12 protein-coding genes, 1 tRNA gene and 1 pseudogene are annotated in these 17,197 nt (G+C 74.3%); 3 read left to right on the top strand and 11 right to left on the bottom strand.

Translation table 11 applies throughout. The features are described from left to right. Positions 1–104: 104 nt before the first annotated feature. From ACFYXV_RS08375 to ACFYXV_RS08345, 7 genes are all read right to left on the bottom strand, one after another. On the bottom strand, positions 105–881 hold the full coding sequence (locus tag ACFYXV_RS08375; RefSeq protein ID WP_389382363.1) for an ABC transporter ATP-binding protein: 777 nt from the start codon (positions 879–881) through the stop codon (positions 105–107). Further along, a complete protein-coding gene (locus ACFYXV_RS08370) occupies positions 878–3,646 on the bottom strand; it encodes an ATP-binding cassette domain-containing protein (RefSeq protein WP_389382362.1) in 2,769 nt (922 codons plus the stop codon). Before ACFYXV_RS08370 ends, ACFYXV_RS08375 begins: the two co-directional genes overlap by 4 nt. Positions 3,647–3,656: 10 nt before the next feature. Further along, the gene (locus ACFYXV_RS08365; RefSeq protein ID WP_389382361.1) at positions 3,657–4,931 is read right to left on the bottom strand and encodes an ABC transporter substrate-binding protein; all 1,275 of its coding nucleotides are present in this window, start codon (positions 4,929–4,931) and stop codon (positions 3,657–3,659) included. A gap of 112 nt (positions 4,932–5,043) precedes the next feature. Continuing rightward, complete coding sequence (locus ACFYXV_RS08360) at positions 5,044–6,867, bottom strand: AMP-dependent synthetase/ligase (protein WP_389382360.1); 1,824 nt, start codon at positions 6,865–6,867, stop codon at positions 5,044–5,046. A 227-nt stretch (positions 6,868–7,094) separates the two neighbouring features. Further along, on the bottom strand, positions 7,095–8,810 hold the full coding sequence (locus tag ACFYXV_RS08355; protein ID WP_389382359.1) for a protein kinase: 1,716 nt from the start codon (positions 8,808–8,810) through the stop codon (positions 7,095–7,097). Positions 8,811–8,887: 77 nt separating this feature from the next. Next, positions 8,888–8,975, bottom strand: a tRNA-Leu gene (locus ACFYXV_RS08350). A gap of 145 nt (positions 8,976–9,120) precedes the next feature. Beyond that, positions 9,121–9,582, bottom strand: coding sequence for a hypothetical protein (locus ACFYXV_RS08345; RefSeq protein WP_389382358.1), 462 nt, complete (start codon positions 9,580–9,582; stop codon positions 9,121–9,123). A 206-nt stretch (positions 9,583–9,788) separates the two neighbouring features. Here ACFYXV_RS08345 and ACFYXV_RS08340 point away from each other — a divergent pair, with 206 nt between their 5' ends. Further along, positions 9,789–10,973, top strand: coding sequence for a low temperature requirement protein A (locus tag ACFYXV_RS08340; protein WP_385463151.1), 1,185 nt, complete (start codon positions 9,789–9,791; stop codon positions 10,971–10,973). On the opposite strand, the gene ACFYXV_RS08335 is transcribed toward ACFYXV_RS08340, so the two are convergent. Then, entirely contained in the window at positions 10,952–11,893 is a 942-nt protein-coding gene (locus ACFYXV_RS08335) for a beta-ketoacyl-ACP synthase III (RefSeq protein WP_383338348.1), read from the bottom strand. The genes ACFYXV_RS08340 and ACFYXV_RS08335 overlap by 22 nt on opposite strands. A gap of 223 nt (positions 11,894–12,116) precedes the next feature. On the opposite strand from ACFYXV_RS08335, the gene fdhD reads away from it, so the two are divergent. Beyond that, positions 12,117–12,953 carry a formate dehydrogenase accessory sulfurtransferase FdhD gene (gene fdhD / locus ACFYXV_RS08330; RefSeq protein ID WP_389382357.1) on the top strand — a complete coding sequence of 279 codons (837 nt, stop codon included), beginning with the start codon at positions 12,117–12,119 and terminating at the stop codon, positions 12,951–12,953. An 18-nt stretch (positions 12,954–12,971) separates the two neighbouring features. On the opposite strand, the gene ACFYXV_RS08325 is transcribed toward fdhD, so the two are convergent. Both ACFYXV_RS08325 and ACFYXV_RS08320 read right to left on the bottom strand, forming a co-directional pair. After that, positions 12,972–13,433, bottom strand: a complete 462-nt coding sequence (locus ACFYXV_RS08325; protein ID WP_389382356.1) for a (2Fe-2S) ferredoxin domain-containing protein — start codon at positions 13,431–13,433, stop codon at positions 12,972–12,974. Positions 13,434–13,442: 9 nt separating this feature from the next. Then, positions 13,443–14,495 carry a bile acid:sodium symporter family protein gene (locus tag ACFYXV_RS08320; RefSeq protein WP_385463142.1) on the bottom strand — a complete coding sequence of 351 codons (1,053 nt, stop codon included), beginning with the start codon at positions 14,493–14,495 and terminating at the stop codon, positions 13,443–13,445. 142 nt (positions 14,496–14,637) lie between these two features. Between ACFYXV_RS08320 and ACFYXV_RS08315 the strand changes: the two genes are divergently transcribed. Continuing rightward, on the top strand, positions 14,638–15,489 hold the full coding sequence (locus ACFYXV_RS08315) for a LysR family transcriptional regulator (protein WP_385463312.1): 852 nt from the start codon (positions 14,638–14,640) through the stop codon (positions 15,487–15,489). A 353-nt stretch (positions 15,490–15,842) separates the two neighbouring features. Here ACFYXV_RS08315 and ACFYXV_RS08310 read toward each other — a convergent pair. Next, a pseudogene (locus tag ACFYXV_RS08310) lies at positions 15,843–16,592 on the bottom strand (IclR family transcriptional regulator C-terminal domain-containing protein); the annotation flags it as partial. Positions 16,593–17,197 lie beyond the last annotated feature (605 nt).

Raw genomic sequence — 17,197 nt, 5'->3', positions numbered from 1 at the left:
GGTTCCTTCGTCGGAGGCCTGGATACGGGGTGAAGGCGGCGGAAACCGGCCGCCCCGGCCGAGCGTATTCCCGCCAGGGCGGCCCACCCGGACCGGACACACCGTCAGGACACCCCCAGATAGGCCTCCCGCACGCGCGGATCCGCCCGGATGGCGGCGGGCGCGCCCTCGGCCAGGACCGTGCCGAGGTCCAGGACCACCACCCGCGTGCAGAGGTCCATCACGAAGGCCACGTCGTGCTCCACCAGCAGCACCGCGCAGCTCTCCTCCTCGGCCAGCCGGCGCACGACCGCCGCGAGCCGCTCCCGCTCGGGCGCCGACAGACCCGACGCGGGCTCGTCCAGCAGCAGTACGCGCGGCGGATCGGCCACCGCCCGGGCCAGCTCGGCCATGCGGGCCTGACCGACCGGCAGCCCGCCCGCGTACGAGGCCCCCAGCGCGCCGATCCCGCAGGCGGCGAGCACCCGCTCGGCGCGCTCGCGCCGCTCCCGCTCGCGGCGGCGGCGCGCCGGGGAGCCCACGAGGTCGGCGGCGAACCCGCCCCCGCCGCCGCGCCACTCCTGCGCGACCAGCAGGTTCTCGGCCACGCTGAGCCGACCGAACAACTGCTGCCGCTGGAACGTCCGGCGCATCCCGTGGCGGGCCCGCCAGACCGGGGAGCGGCGGGTGATGTCCACCCCGTCGAGCAGCATCCGCCCCCGGTCGGGCCGCCGGATCCCGGACAGCACGTCGAACAGGGTGGTCTTCCCCGCCCCGTTCGGTCCGATCAGCCCGCACACCTCCCCGGCCCGGACCCCGAGGTCCACCCCGGTCAGCGCCTGCACGCCGCCGAAGCGGACGCTGATGCCGGAGCCCTCCAGCACGTACGGCCGCGCCGTCATGTGGCCCTCCCCAGGTAGGCCGCGGTGAGCCGGTCGGCCTCCACCTCGGCGCGCGGCCCGCACCAGGTGACCCGGCCCCGGGAGAGGTACGCGACGGTGTCGGCGACCCCGAGGATCCCGGCGGCCTTCTCCTCGACCAGCAGCAGCGCGGTCCCGGCGTCGCGGAGCTCGGTGAGCAGCGCGTACACCTCCTCCACCACGCGTGGCGCCAGCCCCATCGAAGGCTCGTCGGCGATCAGCACCCCGGGCGGGCGCTGGAGCAGCGGAGCGAGGGCCAGCATCTGCTGCTCCCCGCCGGACAGGGATCCGGCGGCCACCCCGCGGCGCTCGGCGAGCCGGGGGAAGCGGTGGTAGACGGCGGCCCGCGCGTCCGCCGCGCGGAGGTACAGCGCGAGGTTCTCCTCGACGGTCAGCGCGGGGAAGATCCCCCGCCCCTCGGGCGCGAGCAGCACCCCGCTCCGGGCCCGCCGCACCGGACCGTCACGGGTCATGTCCCGCCCGTGTACGAGGACGCTCCCGCCCGAGGCCGCGACCGACCCGGCGGCGACCCGGCAGGCGGTGCTCTTGCCGGCCCCGTTCGGCCCGAGCACGACGAGGATCTCCCCCTGCCGGACGGCGAGATCGACCCCGTGCAGGACGAGCCCGCCGCCGTACCCCGCGGTGACGTCGCGCAGCTCCAGGGCGGCCCCCGCAGGGCTTTCGCCCACCCCGTCGCCCCGCCTCGTCCCGGGCTCCGCCCGGACCCGCGCCCCGGGCGCCGGCGGGGCCGAACCGGCCGGCCCGGCGTCGGGTCCCCCGCCACCCGGCCCGGCGTCGGGTCCCCCGCCACCCGGCCCGGCCGTGGCCCGGCGCTTCGCCAGGCGGACCGGAACCGCCGCGCAGTACCCGTCCGGATCGTTGGCCAAGGCCAACCCCGCCAGGCCGAACAGGATCACCGGCAGGTGCGCGGACTGCGTCACGTAGTCCGACAGGACCCGCGGGGCCACCGCGAAGACCAACCCCGCCACCACCGCGTACTGCGGCCGCCGGACCCCCGCGGCCACCACCACCGCGAGCCACACCAGCCCCGTCATGGCGGTGAAGTCCGTCGCCGTGATCCGGGTGTTGTACGAGGCGAGCAGCACGCCACCGAACCCCGCCAGCCCCGCCGACACCGTGAACAGCAGCAGCTTGGTCCGCAGGACGGACACCCCCGAGGCCATCGCGGCCGCCGGCGCCGACCGTACGGCCAGCATCGCCCGCCCCGACGGCGAGTTCCGCAGCGCGCTCAGGGCGGCCGCGCACACCGCGACGAGCACCACCAGCGCCACCCCCAGCGCCCGGTCGTCGCCGAGGTCCACCGGTCCGAACACCGGCCGCGGGACGGACCAGCCCGAGTCCCCGTTGCGCAGCCACCGCATCTGGAACAGCACCTGGTCGGCCAGGAACGCCAGCGCCAGCGTCGCCAGGGCCAGCGTCCGCCCGCCGAGCCGCAGCGCCGGCAGCGCGACCAGCGCCCCCAGCACCGCCGCCACGCACGTGCCCACCGCCAGCGCCGCCACGAACGGCCAGCCCCGGCTCATCAGCAGCCCCGCCACCAGCGCGGCCCCCGTCACGAAGGTGCCCTGCGCCAGCGAGACCATCGCCCCGAGCCCGGTCACCACCGTGAAGGACATGAACACCAGCCCGATGGCCAGCCCTTGGGCGAGCAGGCCGCTCCAGAACGGGGTCGTCACGGTGTAGAACGCCACGGCCAGCGCCCCGGCGGCCACCGCCCACACCCCCCACCGCCGCGCCCACGAGGCACCCGCCGGATGGTCCGGCGCGGCGGCGTCCGCGTCCCCCGCCGCGTCCCCCGCCGCGGTGCCCGCCGTCCGCCCCCGCCGGGCCAGTACCAGCAGCCCGCCGAACAGGATCAGGAACGGCACCGCCGTCCGGAAGCCGGTGATCCCCTCGGCGAACGCGGCGTACCCGGCCACCAGGTTCTGCAGCACGCCCAGTCCCAGCCCGCCCGCGAAGGCGAGCGGCACCGAAGCGAACCGCCCGATCACCGCCGCCGTGGCCGAGACGAACAGGAACAGGGTGAAGTCGTGAGCCGACAGCCCCAGCAGCGGCGTCGCCAGCACCCCCGCCAGCCCCGCCAGCGCGGACGAGATCATCCAGGCCACCGACGACAGCCGGTCGGCGCTGATCCCGCGCAGCTCGGTCAGCGACCGGTTGTCGACGGCCGCCCGCAGCCGCAGGCCCAGCCGTGTGTGCCGCATCAGCACCCACAGCCCCGCCGCCACCACCGCCGTCACCGCCCACGTGATCAGCTGGTCGGAGTCGACGCCCACCCCGTCGAACAGCTGCCAGCTGCGCGCCGGGCTCGGCCCCACCCCCGCCAGCCCGAACTGGTTCTCCGCGGGCTTCACCGGCGCGCCCGCGTCCCCCAGCAGCTCCACGGCCCACAGCCCGGCCGCGGGCAGGGCCACCAGCAGTCCGATCGTGGCCACGATCTGCGCCGTCTCGCCGACCCGCGCGAGCCGCCGGAACATCAGCCGGTCCAGCCCCCACCCGAGCCCGGGGGCCAGTACGCACACCACCAGCAGGGCGGCCGGCACGGCGGGCCAGCCCAGCCCGGAGTGCAGCTCGTAGAAGGTCAGCGCGCACAGGTAGGCGGTGGCCCCGTGCGCGAAGTTGAACAGCCCGGACGCCGAGTACGACAGCACCAGCCCGGTGGCCAGCAGTGCGTACAGGGCGCCGGAGACCAGACCGCTCAGCACGAAGACGAGCAGATCTCCCATCCGGGGCCGCCTACTTGAAGGGGATGGGCTGACGGCACGAGAAGGGTACGGAGACCTCGTACGCCCCGCCGCGCAGCTGGACGAGCGCCCCGCAGCCGAAGCTGTCCTTCTGCCCCTTGGGCTCCGAACGGTCGCCGACGAGCGTGCCGGTGTCGGAGAAGCCCTGCGCGGCGGCCTGGAAGGACTCGACGGTCAGCTCCTTGCCCGCCTTCTGCGCGATGGAGACGAACAGGTCCGCCGACATGTACCCGGTGAGCGTGTGCATGCTCAAGGGGACGTCCTTCCCGCCGGCGGCCGCCTTGACGTCGGCCTTGAACTGGGCCATCTTCGGGTCCGCCGACTCGAACGGCTGGAACTGCAGCAGCACGTGCACCCCTTCGAGGGCCTGCTTGGTGGCGTCCTTGGTGAGCAGCCCGGGGTCGTAGTCGGTCGGGTCGGAGAGCAGCCCCTGGTAGCCGCTGCGCTTGAGCGCGGTGAACAGGCCGATGTTGTTCGGGGTCTGCATGACCGAGACCACGGCGTCGGGCGCCTTGCCGTCGTTGCTCTCCAGGATCTCCTTCACGTACGCCGACCAGTCGCTGGGCACCGCCGTCGCCGGTACGGAGGCCTTGGCGTAGGCGACCTTGAACCCGGCGGCCGCGAAGCCCTGCTGGAAGGTGCGGATGCCGAACTTCCCGGCGTCGCTGTCGTTGGCGATCACCGCGACCGACTTGCCCCGGGCGCCGCCGAGGAGTTGGCCGATCCCCTCGGGCCAGGTCTGGTTGAGGGTGCCGCCGGGGGAGGGGACCAGGCAGCCGTTGAACCCGTAGACGTACTTGGGCCCGCAGAAGGAGGGCAGGGTGCCCCAGCCGAAGGTCGGCACCTTCTCCTGCTCCAGGAAGTCGGCGCCGGAGAAGGTGACCGAGCTCATCGGGGCGACCGCGAAGACCTTGTCCTGCTGGACCAGCTTGCGGGCGGCGGCCATGTTCTTGGCGGGGTCCTGCCCGTCGTCCTCCGCGCCCAGGTAGTCGATCTTGCGCCCGTTGATCCCGCCCTCGGCGTTGGCCCTCATGTACCGGGCCTTCGCGCCGAGGTCGGTGTCCTTCTTGCTGTAGCCGCTGGCGGAGGTCATCGAGACGATCCCGCCGACCTTGATCGAGTCGGCGCTCACCCCGCGGGAGTTCCCGGCTGCCCCGGGCTTGGCGGGGGAGGAGCCGGCGGAGGGGCCGTCGGAGGCGGAGTTGCAGGCGGAGACGAGCGCGAGCGCAGCCGCCGCGGCGGCCAGGGTGCGGATCGGTCGCAGCATGTGTGGGATCCCCTCCGGTCGGAATCCCCGCATTCTGTGCGTGACCTGACGACTCGTCAATACGATCGGCATGGTCAAATGACGGAGTGTCAGATACCGCCGGAGCGACCCGTCAGGGCTGGTAGAGGGCCGCCACCTCCTGCGCGTACGCCTTCTCGATCGCCCGCCGCTTGAGCTTCAGCGAGGGCGTCAGCAGCCCCCGTTCCTCCGTGAACTGCTCCGCCAGCACCCGGAAGGTGCGGATCGCCTCGGCCTGCGAGACCAGCGTGTTCGCCGCCACCACCGCCCGCCGCACCTCCGCCGTCAGATCCGGGTCGTGGACCAGGTGCGCCGCCGGCATCTGCGGGCGCCCGCGCATCGACAGCCAGTGCGCGATCCCCTCCATGTCCAGCGTGAGCAGGGCGGCCACGTAGGGCCGGTCGTTGCCGACCAGCACGCACTGCGCGACCAGCGGATGCGAGCGCACCCGCTCCTCCAGGGCGGTCGGGGAGACGCTCTTGCCGTTGGACGTCACCAGGATCTCCTTCTTGCGCCCGGTGATCGTGAGGTACCCGTCCTCGTCGAGGCGCCCCAGGTCCCCCGTCGCCAGCCAGCCGTCGCGCAGCACCGCGTCCGTGGAGCGAGGGTCGTTCAGGTACCCGGAGAACACGTGGTTCCCGTACAGCCACACCTCCCCGTCCTCGGCGATGTGCACGCTGCTGCCCGGGATCGGCCGGCCCACCGTGCCGTACTTCGTCGCGCCCGGCGGGTTCGCGGTGGCCGCCGCGCAGGACTCGGTCAGGCCGTAGCCCTCGAACACCGTGATCCCGGCCCCGTCGAAGAACAGCCCGAGGCGGCGAGACATCGCCGACCCGCCCGACATGGCGTGCCGCACCCGGCCGCCCATCGCCTCGCGGACCTTCCCGTACACCAGCTTCTCGAAGAGCTGGTGCTCCATGCGCAGCCCCGCCGAAGGGCCCGGCCCGGTCCCGAACGCCTTCTGCTCGCGCGCCTCCGCGTACCGCACGGCCGTCTCGACCGCCCGGTCGAAAGGGCCCGTACGGCCTTCCGCCTCCGCCTTGCGGCGGGCCGCCGCGAAGACCTTCTCGAAGACGTACGGGACCCCCAGCACGAACGTCGGCCGGAACGCGGCGAGGTCCGGCAGCAACTCGGCGGCCGCCAGCACCGGCTGGTGGCCCAGCTTCACCCGCGCCCGTACGGCCGCCACCTCCACCATCCGCCCGAAGACGTGGGCCAGCGGCAGGAACAGCAGGGTGGAGGGCTGCTCCCCGGGCCCTGCCCGGAAGACCGACTCCCAGCGGGCCACCATCGTGTCGGCCTCGTACATGAAATTGCCGTGCGTGAGCACGCACCCCTTGGGGCGCCCGGTGGTACCCGAGGTGTAGATGACCGTGGCGACGGCGTCGGGCGTCACCGCCGCCCGGTGCCGGTGCACCAGGTCCTCGGCGACCCCGCGGCCGTCCGCGACGAGCGCGTCGACTGCCCCGGCGTCGAGCTGCCACAGCCGCCGCAGGTGCGGCAGGCGCTCGATGACGGAGCCGACGGTCATGGCCTGGTCCTCGTCCTCGACGACGCAGGCGGTGCAGTCGGAGTCCTGGAGGATCCAGTGCACCTGCTCGACGGAGGAGGTCGGGTAGACCGGCACGGGCTGGGCGCCGATCGCCCACAGGGCGAAGTCGAACAGGGTCCACTCGTACCGGGTCCGGGACATGACGGCGACCCGCTCCCCGAACCGGACCCCCTGGGCCAGCAGCCCCTTCGCCAGCGCGAGCACCTCGTCGGCCAGCTCGCCGGAGGTCACGTCCCGCCAGACCCCGTCGGCCTTGCGGCCCAGCACCACCCGGCCGGGGTCCTCCTGGGCATGGTGGAACACGGCGTCGGCGAGCCCGCCGACGGGCGCCGCAACAACGACTGGTGGGACGGTGATCTCGCGCATGCCCCGCTCCTCTCCGCGCAGCGCGGCGACGCTACCCCACACCTCACGGGGGTTGATCACCGAGCGAAGACCTCCACAAGACCTCCCCAGGCAGTCACGGAGGCCCGGCGGAAGGGAAACTCCCCGGTCCACGGCCCCGGAAACGCCGAACGCCGCCCCGATCCCGCGCGGGGGCGGGACGGGGCGGCGTGCGCACCGGGTGGTCCGGGGCGGCCGGACGGCGCTTCCTAGCCCCCCGGTGCGAAGGAGTCCAGCGCGGCGTCGAAGTGGCTGCGCGCCTCCGCGAGCCGGCTGGTGGGCGCGGACACCCAGAGGTCGTACATGTGCCCGTTCTCCTGCCAGCAGACGTCGAAGGTGTGCCGGGCGCCTTCGGCGGCGGTGAAGCCGTCCCAGGTGAACTCCCACAGGGCGGCGGGCAGTCCGTTGTGCGTGGTCGGTACGACCGTGCCGTCGCGGTAGCCCGGGTTGGTGGCCGGGCCGCTCGCGTGCGAGAGCCGCATGACGGTGACCGGTCCCTCGGACCCCGCGGGCTTCGCCTTGACACCGATGCGGAAGGCCCCGTCCGGGGACACGTAGAAGACGCGCTGGTCGTCGGTGCTGCGCTGGAAGCCGTCCGGTACGGCGAGGCTGAAGCCCTCGGCGTCGGACACCGACCGGTACCCGGCGGGCGCGGGCTTGGCGGCCGCGGGGGCGGGCGCCGACGCGGTACGGCCGGGCTTCGCATCGGCGGGGGAGGCGGAAGGGGCGGTGGCCCGGCTCGAAACGGACGCGGCGGCCTGCGGCGCCTGCCGCGCGCCGTCCGCCGACCGCTCGCCGAGCTGCGTGGTGACGGCCACGGCCCCGGCGACCGCGGCGGCGAACAGCGCCGCGATCAGCCCCGCCCGCAGGGCCGGCCGGCTCCGGCGCGCCGGAGCGGACGGCTGTGCGACGTGCTCGGTGGGGGAGTGGCCGACCGCGCCGCCGACCCCGCCGCCGGCTCCGCCCGTGCTCGCGCCCGCACCCGCGTTCCCGGTCGCGGCTCCGGTCGCGGGAGCGGGCTCCGGGTCCGGCGCGGGAACCCGGTCCGGCGCGGGAACCCGGTCGGGCACGGCGGGGACCGTACCGGTGCTCACGTACGCCGACAGCAGCCGCTCGGCCTCCGCCGCGTCCATCCGCCGCTCCGGGACGCGGTCCAGCAGGCCGCGGATGACCGGGGCCAGCGGCCCGGCCTGCGCCGGCGGCCGGAACTCGGCGAACACGACGGCGTGCAGGACCCCGCCGAGCGAATCGCGGTGGAACGGCGACTTACCGCTGAGCGCCGTGCACAGCAGGACGCCGAGCGACCACAGATCGGACTCGGGTCCGGCGGCGCCTCCCCGCATGCGCTCGGGCGAGGTGTACTCGGGCGAGCCGACGAACGCGCCGGTCTCGCTGACGGTGGTGGAGCCGGCGATGCTCGCGATGCCGAAGTCGGTGAGGACCACCCGCCCGGTGCCCGCCTCCAGGAGCACGTTGGCCGGCTTGACGTCCCGGTGCAGTACCCCGCGGGCGTGCGCCGCGCGCAGGGCGCCGAGCAGGGCCAGCCCCGTCCGCGCGGTCTCGGCGGGGCCCAGCGGCCCCTCGGCGCCGAGCCGGTCGGCCAGCGAGCCGCCCTCGACGAGTTCCATGACGATGTGGGGGCGCCCGTCGTGCTCCACGACATCGTGCACCACCACCACGTGCGGATGCCTGACCTGCGCGACGGTCCGGGCCTCCCGCAGAGCGCCCTTGGTCTCCGTTCCCCCGTCGACATGGAGTTCCTTGACGGCGACGGGACGTCCGAGGAGCTCGTCTGAGGCCTGCCAGACGGTCCCCATGCCGCCCCGGCCCAACCGCTTCTCCAGTCGGTACCGCCCGGCGATCACGATGCTGCTGCCCGGCCCGTCGTGCGACACGTTGTTTCCCCTCCGACCCCGTGCGCCCATGATGCCGTACCGCCGGATCGGCCCCCGCGAACAGGAGCCGGAAACGCAAAAGAACCCCACCGAAGTGGGGTTCCCGCTGGTGTCCGAGGGGGGACTTGAACCCCCACGCCCGATAAAGGGCACTAGCACCTCAAGCTAGCGCGTCTGCCATTCCGCCACCCGGACCAGGTGGTCGGCCCCGGTTTCCCGCGGCGACAAGGACAACAATAGCAAAGGATCGGCGCGCCTCCGACCAGGTATTTCGACCCGGGCCGCTCGCTGACCTGCACGCATGTCCCCGGGGTGTCGGCGAGACCCCACGTCTCGCGCGTCAGCGGGCCGGTTCGGCGCGCTCGGCCCTCAGCCAGTCGTCGTGGTCCTGCCATGCGTAGAGGGTCGTGCCGTCCATGTAGGCGTAGTAGAGCCCGCAGCGCGCGGTGGCCTTCCCCCGGGCGTCCTTCGGGAACCAGTCCTCCTTGAGCGCGACCCCCTGTGGCTGCGGCCGCGGCTCCGTCGTGCACGCCACCGGGAGCCGCTCGTCCGGCAGGGTCGCCTTCAGCAGCCGGTCGCCGCCGGTCGTCCGCATCGCGTACCGCACCGACTCCGCCTCGTCCGCCAGCCAGCGCGGCACCGAGGCCCGGGCCGACTTCGCCTCGGCCCCCGTCGCGAACGCGTCCGACTCCTGGTGGCGGTTCCCGTACCAGTCCGCCGCGGCCGGGAGGGCGACGACGACCGCGAGCCCCACCGCCGAGACGACTGCGGCGATGGTCAGGATGACGGACCTGCGGATCATGGGGCTTTCGCTTCCCTCGGCGGCGGACGGCGTGCCTTCATCCTGCGCCCCCGACCGGCGGCCGCGCGTCCTTCCGCCGGGCGGGATCCGCGTACGTCTCAGGTCGTACGCCCCCGAGGGCACCCGGATGCCGATACCCGCTGGACACCGGGGCCGCAGAGGCGGTCGGATGAGCGCCGCACGTCCGCATCCAGGGGGAGTCACGCATGGAAACACCGCACCGCGTCAGCACGTTGGAGCTCTTCTTCGACCTCGTCTTCGTCTTCACCATCACCCAGCTGACGGTGCTGCTCGCGGACGACATCAGCCTCCGGGGCGCCGGCCAGGTGCTGGTGATCTTCACCGTGCTGTTCTGGATGTACGGGGGCTACGCGCACCTGACCAACCAGGTGCCGCCCGACCGGACCGTGCGCAGGCTGCTGCTGATCCTGGCCATGGGGGCCTTCCTGGTCTGCGCGCTGGCGGTGCCGACCGCCTTCGGGGCCGGCGGGGTCGCCTTCGGCCTGGGATACGTGTGCGTGGTCCTCGTGCACAGCGCGCTGTACACCCAGGCGCACGGGTCCGGGGTGCTCTGGTTCGCGCTGCCCAACCTGCTGTGCGCCCTGTCGGTGCTGGCCGCGGGGTTCTTCGACGGGCCGCCCGCCTGGGGGCTGTGGATGCTGGCCCTGCTGATCCAGTTCGCCGTGCCGCAGCTGGTGCAGCGGGTGGCCGCGAGCGGGGAGACCGAGGAGGCCGTCACGACCGTCAGCGACCAGCTCGGCGGCATGAGCGCCGAGCACCTCGTGGAGCGGCACGGGCTGCTGCTCATCATCGTCTTCGGGGAGTCCGTCATCGCGATCGGCATCGGGACGGGCTCACTGCCGCTGTCCGCGGGGATCGCGGGGGGCGCCTTCCTCGCGCTCGCCGTCGCGTCGGCGCTGTGGTGGATGTACTTCGTGCGCGACGAGGGCCGGGCCGAGGAGGTCTTCGCCGCGACCGCCCCGGAAAAGCGCTTCAAGCTGGCGATGCTCGCCTACTACTACGCCTTCCTGCCCATGCTGCTCGGGATCGCCGCCTTCGCGGCGGGCGTCAAGAAGACCATCGGGCACCTGGGTGAGCACCTGCACACGGGCCCGGCGCTCGCCCTCGCCGGCGGGGTCGCCGTCTATCTGGCCGGGGACCTGGCCTTCCGGGCCGTCCTGGGGATCGGCCCGGCCCGGTTCCGGGCGGCGGCGCTCGTGCTCGTCCTGGCGACGGTGCCCGTCGGCACGGGCACCGCCGGACTCTGGCAGCTGGTGGCGCTGGTCGTCGTGCTCCTGGGCGCGCTGGGAGCCGAGCTCCGCTGGAGCCCGGACTGCGCGGGTGGAGGCCGTGTCCGGGAGGACACGGCCTACGGGCAGCGGATGACCTGACCCGCGTACGAGAGGTTGCCGCCGAAGCCGAAGAGGAGGACCGGGGCGCCGGTGGGGATCTCCCCGCGCTGGACCAGCTTCGACAGCGCCATCGGGATGCTCGCGGCCGAGGTGTTGCCGGAGTCCACGACGTCGCGGGCGACGACCGCGTTCACGGCGCCGATCCTGGCTGCGAGCGGCTCGATGATCCGCAGGTTCGCCTGGTGCAGGACGACGGCGGCCAGCTCCTCGGGAGCGATCCCGGCCTTCTCGCACACCTTGCGCGCGAGCGCCGGGAGCTGGCTGGTGGTCCAGCGGTAGACGGACTGGCCCTCCTGGGCGAAGACGGGCGGGGAGCCCTCGATGCGCACCGCGTGGCCCATCTCCGGGACCGAACCCCACAGGACCGGGCCGATGCCCGGATCCTCGCAGGCCTCGACCACGGCCGCGCCCGCGCCGTCGCCGGTCAGCACGCAGGTGGTGCGGTCGGTCCAGTCGGTGATCTCGGTCATCTTGTCGGCACCGATGACCAGGGCGCGGCCGGCCGAACCGGCCCGGATCGCGTGGTCGGCGGTGGCCAGGGCGTGGGTGAAGCCCGAGCAGACGACGTTGAGGTCCATGACGGCCGGACTGCCGCCCATGCCCAGCTTGGCCGCGACACGGGCGGCCATGTTGGGCGAACGGTCGATCGCGGTGGAGGTGGCCACCAGGACGAGGTCGATGTCGTCGGGGGTCAGGCCGGCGCCGGCCAGGGCTTTGCCCGCGGCGTGGAAGGCCAGTTCGTCCACCGGTTCGTCGGGGCCCGCCATGTGCCGGGTCTTGATGCCGACCCGGGAGCGGATCCACTCGTCGTTGGTGTCGACCATCGCCGCGAGGTCCTCGTTGGTGATCACTTTCGCGGGCTGGTAGTGCCCTAGCGCCACCACGCGTGAACCGGTCATGGGCGGGGTTCCCCCTTGCTGCGGAAGTCAGGATCACCCAGCTTGACCTGCTACCGGTGGGTACAGGTGCACGTGACCCAACAGGATTACCGCCCCTTAATTTGGAGATTCCGGAGGATCTTCCTGCCGGGAGCGCCGTGCGGCGGCGATCCGCGAGAATGGGCTCGTCAGCCGCACGACGGAGTGCGCGACGAGGACAGACAGAACGGGCGGGCTGATCACCATGGGACGGGTCACCGAGCGCCGTCGCGTCATTCGGGTACGGAACGGGGCGGCCGGGGTCCGCCCCGACACGCTGGTCGCCGAGGAGCCGCTGGAGATACGGCTGAACGGCAAGCCGCTGGCCATCACGATGCGCACCCCCGGCGACGATTTCGCGCTGGCCGTGGGCTTCCTGGTGAGCGAAGGCGTGCTCGGCTCCGCCTCGGACGTACGGGCGGTGACCTACTGCGAGGGGGCCGCCGAGGACGGCTCCAACACCTACAACGTGGTCAACGTGCAGCTCGCCCCCGGGGTCCCGGTGCCCGACATCACGCTCGAACGCAACGTCTACACCACCTCCTCCTGCGGGCTCTGCGGAAAGGCCAGCCTGGACGCGGTGCGCACGGCGACCCGGTTCCCGATCCGGCGGAGCGCGGCCGACGACACCCTGCGGATTCCCGCGCGGCTCCTCGCCGAGCTGCCCGAGCGGCTCCGCGCGGCGCAGAAGGTGTTCGACAGCACCGGCGGGCTGCACGCGGCGGGGCTGTTCTCGCCGGACGGCCAGCTGCTGGACGTACGCGAGGACGTCGGCCGGCACAACGCCGTGGACAAGATCGTCGGCCGGGCGCTCCAGGCGGGGCGCCTGCCGCTGGAGGGCGCGGTCCTGCTGGTGTCGGGTCGCGCCTCGTTCGAGCTGGCGCAGAAGGCCGTGATGGCGGGCCTACCGGTCCTGGCCGCCGTCTCGGCCCCGTCCTCGCTGGCCGTGGACCTGGCCCTGGAGTCGGACCTGACGCTGGTCGGCTTCCTGCGCGGGCCCAACATGAACATCTACGCGGGAGAGGACCGGATCACGCTGTAGCGGTCCGCCCGCCGCGGCTCAGCGCCTCCGGCGCGTGCGGCCCTTGGCCTTCGTCCCGGACCCGGACCCGGACCCGGACCCGGACTCGGACCCGGACTTCGGCGGGTCGATGCGGTGGAGGTCCAGGGTCGCCGGGACCGGCGTGACGCCCGGACCGCCGGACTGCGCCCACGCGATGACCTCGTCGGTCGCCGTGTCGTCCAGCGCCCAGCCGAACCAGGCCGCCCGGGCGCCCCGGCGGCGCGCCTCGGTGGTGGGCTGCACCACGATCACGTTGGCCTGCGCGCACGGCCCGAGGCAGTCGCTCGTACGGACGGCCAGCCGGCCCTCCGACGCCGCCGCGGCCTCCCGCAGCCGGGCCAGCTGGCCGGCGTGGTCCGAGCCGGGGTTCTTGCGCGGGTCACCGCAGCAGCAGCCGCGGCACACCACCAGGGTGCAGGGGCGTTCGGCGTGGGCGGCGAGCGGGCGTATCCAGGTCACCGACGCACGTTACCGGGCCTGCGGCGCGGGGTGTTGGAGCGCCGACGAGACCTCCACCACATGGCCGGCGGGCAGTTCGGCGCCCGCCTCCGGCACGGCGTCCCGGGCCCGCCGGCGCGCCAGCACCGCGCACACCATCAGCTGCATCTGGTGGAACAGCATCAGCGGCAGCACGGCGAGGCTCGCCTGCGCCCCGAACAGCACGCTGGCCATGGGCAGTCCGGCCGCGAGGCTCTTCTTCGACCCCGCGAACTGGATCGCGATCCGGTCCGCCCGGCCGAACCCGAGCCGCTTCGCCCCGTACCAGCTGGCCAGCAGCATGACGGCCAGCAGTACGGCCTCCACCGCCACCAGCGCGCCCAGCCGGGCGGCGCTGACCTGGTGCCAGACCCCGGCGACCATGCCCGCGCCGAAGGCGGTGTACACGACGAGCAGGATCGAGCCGCGGTCGACGTACCCGAGGACCCTCTTGTTCCGGACCAGGAAGCCGCCGACCCAGCGGCGCAGGGCCTGCCCCAGCAGGAACGGCAGCAGGAGCTGGAGGACGATCTTGAGGAGGGAGCCGGCGGAGAAACCGCCCGCGCTCGCGCCCAGCAGACCGGCGGCGAGGAGCGGGGTCAAGACGATGCCGGCGAGGCTGGAGAAGGAGCCCGCGCAGATCGCGGCGGGCACGTTGCCGCGGGCTATCGAGGTGAAGGCGATCGAGGACTGGATGGTCGAGGGGACCAGGCAGAGGAAGAGCAGTCCGCTGTAGAGCGGGGGCGAAAGGAGGGTGGGGACGAGGCCGCGGGCGGCCAGGCCGACCAACGGGAAGAGCACGAAAGTGCAGGCCAGCACGGTGAGGTGGAGCCGCCAGTGGCGCAGGCCGTCGAGCGCCTCGCGGGTGGAGAGCCGGGCGCCGTAGAGGAAGAAGAGCAGGGCCACGGCGCCGGTGGCCGCGCCCTCGGCGACGGAGGCGGCCGGGCCGCGGGCCGGGAGCAGTGCGGCGAGTCCGACGGTGGCGAGCAGGGCCAGGATCCACGGGTCCAGGGGCAGCCAGGCGGGTATCTGCGGGCGGCGCATGTACGGGGCTTTCCGGTCGGCGGCTGGTACGTCTGGGGCCCCCTCATCGTCACGGGTGGGACGGTGATCGGGAAACCCGCACACCGCACTGACTGTCATCTCGTTCCGTGATGACGGTGCCACCATGGGAGTCATGGGAGCCATGTACGACCCGGTCCAGCTGCGCACGTTCCTCACCGTGGCCCAGACGCTCAGCTTCACGCAGGCCGCGGGCCGGCTGGGCGTGCGGCAGTCCACGGTCAGCCAGCACGTACGCAGGCTGGAGGAGGCGACGGGCCGGCCGCTCTTCCTGCGGGACACGCACAGCGTGGAGCTGACGGAGGACGGCGAGGCGCTGCTGGGCTTCGCCCGGACCATCCTGGAGGCCCACGAGCGGGCGGCGGCCTACTTCACCGGGACGCGGCTCCGCGGGCGGCTGCGGTTCGGGGCCTCGGAGGATTTCGTGCTGACCCGGCTGCCGGAGATCCTGGAGGGCTTCCGCCACGAGCACCCCGAGGTGGACCTGGAGCTGTCGGTCGAGCTGTCCGGGACCCTGCACGAACGGCTCGACGAGGGGCGGCTCGACCTCGTCCTGGCCAAGCGGCGCGGGCCGGGGGACGAGCGGGGCCGGCTGGTGTGGCGGGACCGGATGGTGTGGATCGGGGCGGAGGGGCTGCGGGTGGATCCGGAACGGCCCGTCCCGCTGATCGTCTTCCCGCCACCGGGGATCACCCGGGCCCGGGCCCTGGAGGTGCTGGAGCGGGAGGGGCGCGGCTGGCGGATCGCCTGTACGAGCGGCAGCCTGAGCGGGCTGGTCGCGGCGGCCCGGGCAGGGCTCGGCGTGATGGCGCACACCCGGGGGCTCATCCCGCCGGGGCTGGCCAAGGTGGCGGGGCTGCCGGACCTCGGGCCGGTGGAGTTCGCGCTGGTGCGCGGCGGGCGCGGCTCCCCGGCGGCGGAGGCCCTGGCCTCCGCGATCCTCTCGGGCGCGGACCGCCTGACCCGTCCCGCCTGACCGCTGCGCGGGCGGTGTGGCGGACGTTACGTGCTCAGCACCACCAGACCCTCCGCCGTGCGGAGGGTCCCCGGGGTCAGCGGGGCGAAGGTGACGGGGAGGGACAGGCGGGGCTCCTCGGACTCGGGGAGGGGGTCGAAGAAGTACGCCGCCTCCGATGCCGTGTCGCTGACCAGGTGAGGCTCGGCCGGCGAAGCGGTCGAGAGGGTCAGCGGAGTACGGAACAGCATGCGCAGGTGCCGCAGGGTCTCCGGGGTGACCCCGCAGGGCCGCGGCGGCGGCGGTGCGTCCGGGCCGGCCGGGTCGGACGCGGCGTCCGGTGCGTCCGGGGCGTCCGGCGGGATCGCCCCCGACAGCAGCAGCGCCAGCAGCACCGGGACCGCCTTGCGGCGCAGGGCCCCGGTCGCCTCGCGCAGCCGGTGGGCGCGCGCCGCGGGCAGCGACAGCGCGAGGCTGCCGGCGGCGTCCCCGGCCGCGATCGGGACCGCCGAGCAGACCACGCCGGGGGAGTACTCGCGCAGGTCGAAGACCGGCGCCCCCGGAGCCACCGCGTCGAGGGCGCTGAACAGCGCCCGGCTGTCGGTGATCGTCCGGGGGGTGAGCCGGGCCGGCCGGTGCCGGGCGACGTGGTCGCGGCGCCGGTCCGCATCGAGCTGCGTCAGCAGGCACTTGCCGACCGCGCTGGCGTGCGCGGCCGCCTTGAAGTCCACCCACTCCCGCACCGGCGGGGCCCCCGGCCCGTCCGCCATCTGCGTGATCCTGACCTCCCCCTCGGCGTACCGGCTCAGGTACACCGCCGCGCCCGCGCTGTCCCGGGCCAGGGCCAGGGTGCGCTGGAGCTGGTCCGCCAGCCCCCCGCCGCCGGGCGCGGCGAGCCGGTCGAGGGCGGGCCCGCGCGCGTACACGCCCGCGCCGGGCCGGTAGGCGTACTCCTCCTCGCACAGCATCGCCAGCAGCGGCCGCAGCTCCGCCTCGGCCAGGCCGGACTCCCGCCGCAGCTGGGCGGCCCGCACCCCCAGCGGATGCCTTTCCAGGACCCGTACGACGGCCAGCGCGCGCCGCGCCTGCGCCATGGCCTCGCCCGTGCCCGGGGGCCGGGCCACACCGGAGGCCGGCGCCGTGCGCCGCCGCGCCGCGGACGGCTCCGGCTCCGCCGCGGCCGGCGGCGTCGGCCGGAACGCGGCCAGCACCGAAGGCAGCCCCGGCCTCGGCAGCGGCACCGGGCCCAGATCGGCGTCGTCGAGCTGGTCGACGTAACGCAGCACGGTCGCCTGCGCGCACAGCCGCACCTCCCGCAGCTCCCGCCGGCCGCCCGGCCGGTAGCCCCGGCGGCCCAGCTCGCGCGCCCAGAACCGGGCGTCGTGGTGCTCCCCGCGCCGGGAGTGGTCGAGGAAGAGGCAGTACGCGGCCGGGGCGGTCCGCGCCCGTCCCGAGCCGGCGGCGAACTGCCACCAGAAGCGGGCGCCTTCGCGCAGCCCGGCCAGGTGCAGCAGGCAGCCGAAGACCACGGCCCCGGCCAGGTCCGTGTGCCCGCCCTCCGGCTCGGTGAAGGCGGTGAGCTGCGCCTCCGCCTTCGGGGCGCAGACGGTGGCCAGGCAGACGGCCTTGAGGTCGCGCCGGGCCCGTTCGGAGTCGAGCGGGCAGTCCCGCGCGGGATCGCTCCACCCGTACGCGGCCCGGCGCCGGGAGGGGGACGCGGCGGACCGGC

This window comes from Streptomyces sp. NPDC002181, from assembly GCF_042890485.1.
Taxonomy (GTDB): Bacteria; Actinomycetota; Actinomycetes; order Streptomycetales; family Streptomycetaceae; genus Streptomyces.
This window is presented reverse-complemented; position numbering and strand designations above follow the sequence as displayed.